Origin of the sequence: Vibrio sp. M260121, from assembly GCF_036533715.1 — a bacterium.
GTDB lineage: Bacteria > Pseudomonadota > Gammaproteobacteria > Enterobacterales > Vibrionaceae > Vibrio.
Window position 1 is genome coordinate 1 of record NZ_JATABF010000078.1, and the last position, 7,558, is coordinate 7,558.

General features: G+C 44.2%; 14 protein-coding genes. All 14 read right to left on the bottom strand.

The features are described from left to right. Positions 1–159: 159 nt before the first annotated feature. Positions 160–597: a hypothetical protein gene (locus QTO06_RS24515; RefSeq protein ID WP_025818829.1), complete on the bottom strand. Its 438-nt coding sequence runs from the start codon at positions 595–597 to the stop codon at positions 160–162. Between the two features lie 147 nt (positions 598–744). Further along, on the bottom strand, positions 745–912 hold the full coding sequence (locus QTO06_RS24520) for a hypothetical protein (RefSeq protein WP_158500883.1): 168 nt from the start codon (positions 910–912) through the stop codon (positions 745–747). Next, entirely contained in the window at positions 906–1,472 is a 567-nt protein-coding gene (locus QTO06_RS24525; RefSeq protein WP_025818830.1) for a KilA-N domain-containing protein, read from the bottom strand. Before QTO06_RS24525 ends, QTO06_RS24520 begins: the two co-directional genes overlap by 7 nt. A 277-nt stretch (positions 1,473–1,749) precedes the next feature. Then, positions 1,750–1,965, bottom strand: coding sequence for a hypothetical protein (locus QTO06_RS24530; protein ID WP_025818831.1), 216 nt, complete (start codon positions 1,963–1,965; stop codon positions 1,750–1,752). Further along, complete coding sequence (locus QTO06_RS24535) at positions 1,962–2,198, bottom strand: SEC-C metal-binding domain-containing protein (RefSeq protein WP_086597767.1); 237 nt, start codon at positions 2,196–2,198, stop codon at positions 1,962–1,964. The genes QTO06_RS24530 and QTO06_RS24535 overlap by 4 nt, the downstream gene beginning before the upstream one ends. Beyond that, positions 2,195–3,259 (bottom strand): hypothetical protein, encoded by a 1,065-nt coding sequence (locus QTO06_RS24540; RefSeq protein ID WP_331410236.1) that lies wholly within the window; start codon positions 3,257–3,259, stop codon positions 2,195–2,197. Before QTO06_RS24540 ends, QTO06_RS24535 begins: the two co-directional genes overlap by 4 nt. A 2-nt stretch (positions 3,260–3,261) precedes the next feature. Further along, positions 3,262–3,933: a hypothetical protein gene (locus tag QTO06_RS24545; RefSeq protein ID WP_025793199.1), complete on the bottom strand. Its 672-nt coding sequence runs from the start codon at positions 3,931–3,933 to the stop codon at positions 3,262–3,264. A 120-nt stretch (positions 3,934–4,053) separates the two neighbouring features. After that, positions 4,054–4,299, bottom strand: a complete 246-nt coding sequence (locus QTO06_RS24550) for a hypothetical protein (protein ID WP_025793200.1) — start codon at positions 4,297–4,299, stop codon at positions 4,054–4,056. Between the two features lie 9 nt (positions 4,300–4,308). Further along, positions 4,309–4,938, bottom strand: coding sequence for a DUF3164 family protein (locus QTO06_RS24555; RefSeq protein ID WP_025793201.1), 630 nt, complete (start codon positions 4,936–4,938; stop codon positions 4,309–4,311). 9 nt (positions 4,939–4,947) lie between these two features. Continuing rightward, entirely contained in the window at positions 4,948–5,643 is a 696-nt protein-coding gene (locus QTO06_RS24560; RefSeq protein ID WP_025788365.1) for a DUF2786 domain-containing protein, read from the bottom strand. Further along, positions 5,640–5,840, bottom strand: coding sequence for an ANR family transcriptional regulator (locus QTO06_RS24565; RefSeq protein ID WP_025788364.1), 201 nt, complete (start codon positions 5,838–5,840; stop codon positions 5,640–5,642). The genes QTO06_RS24560 and QTO06_RS24565 overlap by 4 nt, the downstream gene beginning before the upstream one ends. 27 nt (positions 5,841–5,867) lie before the next feature. Continuing rightward, positions 5,868–6,113 (bottom strand): hypothetical protein, encoded by a 246-nt coding sequence (locus tag QTO06_RS24570; protein WP_025788363.1) that lies wholly within the window; start codon positions 6,111–6,113, stop codon positions 5,868–5,870. Further along, the gene (locus tag QTO06_RS24575) at positions 6,104–6,538 is read right to left on the bottom strand and encodes a hypothetical protein (protein ID WP_025788362.1); all 435 of its coding nucleotides are present in this window, start codon (positions 6,536–6,538) and stop codon (positions 6,104–6,106) included. Before QTO06_RS24575 ends, QTO06_RS24570 begins: the two co-directional genes overlap by 10 nt. Before the next feature lies 1 nt (position 6,539). Then, positions 6,540–7,463, bottom strand: a complete 924-nt coding sequence (locus tag QTO06_RS24580; RefSeq protein WP_024700516.1) for an AAA family ATPase — start codon at positions 7,461–7,463, stop codon at positions 6,540–6,542. Positions 7,464–7,558 lie beyond the last annotated feature (95 nt).

Here is a 7,558-nt window from a genome sequence, read left to right on the forward strand (position 1 = left end):
GCCGTAGTACTTGTTTCGATTTATGTCCACCATGCTTCTCTCATCAATTGTCAATTGATAACTCTTATTATTGTAGGGGCGGACAGGTTTGCGATTGCAAATGTTTTGTGCAAAAAAAAGCCTCACGCTTGGTGAGGCTTAATTTAGTTGGGATGCTATTTATATTCCAGAACCTTCATTCTCGGCTTCTTTTGCAGCGTCAGAGTAGCCGCTCGTATCAAACGTTGTTTTAAAGTCACCTTGCTTGTAGATAACTTTTGCTCTACCGAGGAATTCTTTTTTTACATACTCAATCCCTTTATCAGTGGCAGGGAAATCCATTCTAATCCCCTCCATCATACACTGACCATAATGCTTAACCATGACGCCATTTACTTCCAATGATGGTACGGGCATCGGTTGAGAGCTAAAACCCTTGCACTCATCATTTATAGCTTGTATCCCAATGTTAACTTGTCCATTCAAATTCTGAAATGTTCTAGCAACTACTAACGAACCGTACTCAATTGAAGGCGACCTCTGATTCTCAAATCCAGATGCATATACCGATGAAGATAATGCAATCATCGATACCAAAATGCAGGTTTTTTTAAACATTAATTTACTCCTTAATCAGTTAACAGATTGGTATTCAATCACTCTCTCTTTATAACCACAATATCAATAATGATTTAATGACCATTATTTAACAAAAAGCCCCGCACTTAGCGAGGCTCATATCGAACAGAGATATTATGTAGCAAACTATTTAGTGACGTTTGTTAAAATTTCACGAACAATTGAGAGCAACATCGCTAGTTCGTCACCGCGAACATCATGAAGATCTTCTTTGCTTCCCACTAATGACTCAACAACACTTAGTATCATTTCCGCTTGCTCAATAGCTTGTGCTGGTGTTAGAGGTTTTAGCATGACACACCTCCTTTTAGTACATCACGCACCTTAGAATCGGAGCGTCCTGTTAAACGGGCAATATCCGCAATCGCATAACCTTTATCTCTCAAGTAAACAATTCGCTGCTCTTCTTCAAAGTTAACTTTGCGTCCACGCGCAAGCATCTCGTGATAAGCAATTCGCACTTCAAGAAGTTCTATGTATTTATCTTTTTCAATCAACATTTGGTCTAATGGAATATCAGGAAGGAGCGGCTGCTGGTGGGAATCTATGAATGCTTGGTTAACTTGGAGTTGGAACTTAGGGCTAATCCAACCTGCGTAGCTAATAGCCAAAAGCTCATGAGCATATGAACCTTGTTTGTCACCACCATTAATAACCTTAAGAGCGGAGTGCAGATATGCACTCTGGGAATTGTCTAACGCATCAATAAGTTCTTGAGTTGACTTAAGGCGAAGCCATTGTGACGGACGTTTATTTTCATTTGCCGCACTTAGGTGGTGAAGCGCATTTAAATTTACGCGCTTTTCGTGATCAAGGGGAATAGCATGGTTAGATATAACAATTTGATTTGGCATAACTGCCTCCTGTTGCAATGTTATACATCACCACCAAGAGGTCTCAATCTGCTGGTGGTGAACTGAACAAGGTTGAGACTACCGTCAACAGGAACGGCCCGCTTTCGCGGCCTCATCCAGCCCACCATAATTTTTAGGTGCGTGGAATCACGCAATAAAAAACCAGCATTAAGCTGGCGTTATCACGCCTGTTGATAACGGGGTCTCAATCCCGACACTGGATTTTGCCAGTGCCGTATTAAGGTATTTTTTTAGTTTTGGTTTGTCAAGCATGTAATTAGACCTCTTCCATCATGTCTTCGTAATCAGCTCGCACACTAGACCCTTGCTGATTCATTACAAATTTAAGCGCTTCGATATACGCTTCGGTTGGAGTCACATCCTCCAAGAATGGGCTCAGTCCATTTGCCATTAGCGCTTCAGCCATCTCGACCTCACGCTCTAGGTCAGAGCGTGAGTGGACTGAAACGAACGGGCGTTCAAGTCCTGTCATAGACTGTGTTCCTTTTTGAATTGGTTGAACTTAACCAAGTGATCACCACGGCAGCACTTCTTGTACTTCTTACCACTTCCGCAAATACAAGGGCGATTACGGTTCGCTGGCTTTAGTGCTTGCTCGATGATGTGGATGATCTCATCGTCTGTGTACACTTCACCTTGTATGCTCTCAGATTCAATCGCTTTAAGGTTTGCCGCTTTCAATTCATGAGCTTGTGATTCGTTCATGCCATCGCTCCTAATTCAATTGGATTTGATTCAATAAAGACCAGTGCTTGCTTGACGCTATCGAGACGTTGAGCCTTAGCGAACTCGCGAGATTTAATGGCGGCTTGAATGCGGCGCTCGATGCTCTTTATGGATGCGTCAGCAGACCAAGGCCAACATTGAACAGGACAGCGACGCGTACGATGAATCCAATAGCCATTTGGTAACAGCTTGTCACTCACTCGAATAGTACGAATTAACGAGATGAAATGAGCCACATGTTCTTCGACGCTTTTTTCGATTTGCGCCACTGGCACCATTGAGGCTGTTTGCTGTAGTGCTTGCGACTGAAGGTGCGAACGAGTTTCTTGTGCTGTGTCATTGATAGACTCCATCTCTTCTTTAAACATTGAACCGAATCGTGTTAATTGTTTTGCAGTACCTTTTGGTCCATCAACGATGAATCCACCATTAACCAATATCCAGTACGCAGTGTGACCCGTCCAATAACCTGCAAGTTGATCTTTTAAGTTCTTATATAGCTGCGAACGCTGACTCTTAATCGGACCGTAACTCAACGAACCAACCCAATAAGTAGAGAACAGCTCATGAATCACTTGATCTATTTGAGACACTACAACCTCAGGCATCGACAGCGGTGAAAGTAGTTGACAGGGTTGCTCTGCTAACTCTTTTAATTTATCGATAAATTTTGATGACGGAACATTTGCACATGCGAATTGACGAGGAGGAACATTCAACATCGGCATTCTTAATGCACCAACTGACAAGGTGTCAGCGGTAAATTTTACCGAGCAAGGAAGCCCAAGCACTTCTTGATAATTCAATGCATCTCGAATCGCTTTGATTGCACCGTAGTGATTTTGTAAAAGCTCTTCTGTGACAGCATCTAAGCGAATAGCTTTCAGTGAACGCTCAAGAATATTCAGGGTTTCAACAAGCAATTGCTCTTGCGTACCAAGTTGCGATGAAACGTTATTTAGGGCTGCATCGACCTCTTCTCGATTAGCACCAAGGCCACAGCAAGGCGCAATGGCTGCACGTAATTGTTTTATGCTCATATTCAGTACTCCTCGCCAATCCAGATGTTTTCGCCGAAGACGCTCATAAGGTCTTTGATTTGAGTGCGAGAGCAGTACAACTTGTAAAGATAAGCATCGACACCAAAGCAATGCGTAGAATCAAACAGTGGGCCACTGAACACGTAATTATCGTTAGACAGATAACCGATGTGATATTCATTAATTGATTTATGATCGTAAAGAGTTATGCGAGTATTACGCTCGATAATCAGCGTAATTGTTGACGAGTCGCCATGCGTGTCCCATTCAAGAACGAGTTCATCGGTACTCAAATCCCAATGGCGCGCAGCATCCTTAATTCCATCCAAAAATTCCTGAGCGGTTAGTTCTGCTTTAACTGGATGCAAGCTACAGTCAATAAGCTCCTTTACTTTATCTACAGCATGAACATTTAGCGCATGCTCGTAAGACTGAATTAATGCCTCACCAATGAAGCGATTAAATTCCGGAAGCGTCACATCGTTCAATGAATTTTGAAGCGACTCATCAAGCTTCTTTTGAATGGCCTTGCCAAATGAACCGTAGCTTCGCATTGACTCTTTGACTAGTTCACTAACCAGCTTTTCTGCCTGTTCTTGAATCATTTTTTCAAGTGAACCATCAGTACACATTTGATTGAGATGGGCGCTTACTACGTAATTTAGTTCTTTCATTTTTTATTCCTTAAATCCGGTTTAAATAATGTTTTAACGATGTTTAAAGCGAGCGAAACCAAAGCAGTGAAGCCGTGTGGCTCTGCTCGCTGTATTTAATGTGTTATTTACTGAGAGTGTTTATTTACTCTTTGCGAGTAACTTATCTGCACGCTTGATGATGGCGCGAAGCATGGCGATGCGAGTCATTTGACCGGGCATCATGCCAGTGCGCTTTGGCATCGGTAATAATGTCAACGCACGCTCAGCAGCTTCCTTTGCCATTAGCGGGTTTCGATGCAGAACGAACTCTAATATCGACTGAGCATCGTCAACACTTGACTCTATCAAATCACGGTCGATTCGAATTACAGTGTGCTTTGTCATAACGACTCCTTAAAGCTTCGCGAAATTAAGATGTACTTGTTGGTATTCACCTTGCTCATCACGTTCATAGAAGTTGAAGTAAGACTTGCTACCGATAATTAATAGAGAGTCACGCGCAGCGTTCTGAGCTTTTACTAGCGTTTCATCTTTGAAGTCTTTGCTGATAAAGCTGATAGTGTTTGCAATGGATGCATCTTTTACAAAGAAGTCTTGAACGGCAATCAACATGTCATGCTCTAGCGTCTCTTTTTTCGAATCGAAATACTGACGAGCTAACTCACGCGCTGCATCATGCTCTGGGCCTAACGATTTCAGCTTCTGAGTTTTGTAAGTCATTTTGTACTTACCATCGAAAGAGAAGACCGTCACATTGTCACCAGTGCCTCGTGCGTGCAATTTCGTACCGTACTGGTCAAGCATCTCAACACGGAACTCTTCAAATGCTTTGACGATGTTTGCTTTGAATTGAGCGAGTTGTTTGCGTTGAGCCTTCACTTGTTGCACAAGGCCCGTTACAAATGCGTCTTTACGCAAATCAGAGGCCGCGATGTTGCACTTAGCAATAAGGTTGCCTTCAGCGTTATATACAAAGCCTTCTGGCGCTTCTGGACGTGTTGCTTGTTTAGTTTCAGTTGTCATGGTTATGCCTTACTTCATTGTTAGTTTTTGAGATTCACGACCATTTACGCCGTGGTTTAATTCAGCTTGTTTTCCGGATTCATAACCGGATGAAAATGCGTTATCTGCGCCTCCACGCGCTTTCTTTTCAGACGCAGAGCGAACGTTTAGAGTTTTCAGTTCGCCATGTTTCTTACTTTGAAACTCTTTGATTTGAGTGGACTCAGCGTCACTCAAGGCTAAAGCGTTAACCTTTGAACGAACCGCTGTTACCCAACCTTCACAGAACATGTCAGCGCGAGCGGTCTTCGTGGTGCGTTTAAGGCGCTTATTTAGGGTCGCTAAAAACTCTTTTCGCGATTTCAACAACTGACGCTCTAACACCTCATACACATACGTTGCGACTTCAGGGCGTTCGTTGTGTCCAGTAAAAACAACTCGGTGCTTACCATCCCATGAGTCTGCTCGATGCACATGACACCCAAACGATTCAGCAACCAACCACACCAACCTAGAAAAATAAGCAGCAGGTTTATTGGCTTTCAACTTTGAAAGCACATCGGCTTGGCATACGTCACTCAGCTCTGGCGCATGTGAATCAAGCCCATGTTTCGCCATTAGCTTTTGCGCTTGAGATAGAGCGTTGGCAGCTTCACCTTCATTTGTTGAACGAGCCGCTAAACGGAGTAGCTTCTTAATGCGCTCGATAATTTTTTGATTGCTCACGCAACAACTTCCTCTTTATTTTTCATTTCACAAAAATCTACACGAGCGGATACCCAGTGCGATTCGGTTGCATTCGGAGCGTAGATGCCAGCCGTTTTCCAATGGCAAGCTGCTGCTTGATAATCACCCTTACGTTCCGCTTCTGCTGCATCAGTGGCATGCGTGCGGTACTTGTTGCGACTTGCTGTTGTTGCCATGTGTTTATGTTCCTTTATTGATTTAAATTAGTGTGTTGATTGAGCTTGCCAAACGATTAAGCTGCGCCCGATTCGTAGTGCATTCATGAGCGTTCCAATGCCATTCTTAACTTGATAAATATCAAACGGCTTTGCGTCACCAATCTCTGCGCGTACGGCTTCTTTATCGAGAGATAATGGACGCTCACAAACCAAAATTTCAGAGCGGCCCATTTGTTTGCGTTGGTCAACCCAAGAGCCTCCAAGTACCACAACTTGCTCCGCTAAAGACATAATTTGTTACCTCGTACAATTCGTTCATAAGCACCAGTTGGAAGCCCAAATGGAAGGCGCAATACAGTAGTAAAAATTTTATCTCGTGCCGCGCGCCACGCATCGACATCAGAAAGTGTTGGGCTTAGGCTTTTGCCCTTGCGGCATTGATTACAATGACCATCGACAAGCACTCGAGCCTCGACAGAACTCTTGCAGCCCTTGCATTTACCAACACTCTCCACGTCCCCTTTGTATTTGTAGAAGTAAGGGCGACCTGGTTCTTTTTTAGTAATTAGCCCACCAATTGATGCCAAGTGCATTAGAGAGCGAGTCATGCCTTTAGGGCTTGCTTTCGATCCAACCGCTTTTGTAATTTCACGCTCAGCTAACCAAGTACCTGGATTCGCTTTCATGTGAGCCATCACTTTTTCAACTTCCAACATGCTAACCTCTCAAGTTCTCTGCTAGTTTCAGGTGGGCGCGTTTAACGTGTTCAACATTAAGCGGCTCACCTGATGACAACGCTCTCGATGATGCAAGTTTTAGGATGTTATCGAGACTACGAAGTTGACCTTCTGTTTGCGGAGTGATGCGCTGTGCGTAGCGAAGAATCTCGGCATCTGTTACTCCCCAAGCGCGCACAAACATATCAATGTCGTCAGGCACTGGATGTTTAATCATTGCTGGACTAATCACGCGTGACCAAAACGCTTTCATGTTCACTTTTGAGCGTGTCGCCGTCATGCGAGTACGGACCACATCGTTACCAAGCAGCATGCCGCCAGCTTTACCTTCGATCAGGATACGAATGCCGTTTAGCGTATCGTCGCTGAGGTATTGCGCCTCGTCGATAATCACAAGGCCGTTACGACCTACAAGCTCTTTAGCTACCGCCTTGGTTTGAGTAGCAATCGTGCGACATCCACGAACACCTAGCTGCTCAGCCAGCTCGCCAATCACATAGGCTGATGTTTTACAAAACGGTGAAGCGGTCACAATCCACACGTTGTTGTGTGTACGTTGGTACTCTTCAGCCGCTTTCGTTTTACCAACGCCAGCGCCTTCATACACCATGCTCCAAGACGACAGGTTCTGCGCAATCGACATCAGGTTCATAATGCGCTTAGCAGTTGGCAGCTCTAAGAATGCAGGGGAAGCAAGTGTGCTTCTTGTTTCCTGCTGGTGGTCTCGATTGTTAAGCCACATTTCAAGTTTCTTGAGATAACTCTGCTCATCACCAGCGCAAGTGCCGTGTTTTAACAACGCACTGAGTGAGCCTTCGTTAACCCCTGATTCGCGAGCAATCGCTCGTTGTGTCAGACCGTGCTCAAGTCGAGCCAGCTTGACACGCTCAATTACATCATTCATTCTTTACTCCGTATTCTTTCCAAATTGCTGCTGTATTACTCGGGTCATATCATCATTGAAGTAATCATCATCAGCATCCCAAGACGCGTCATGAC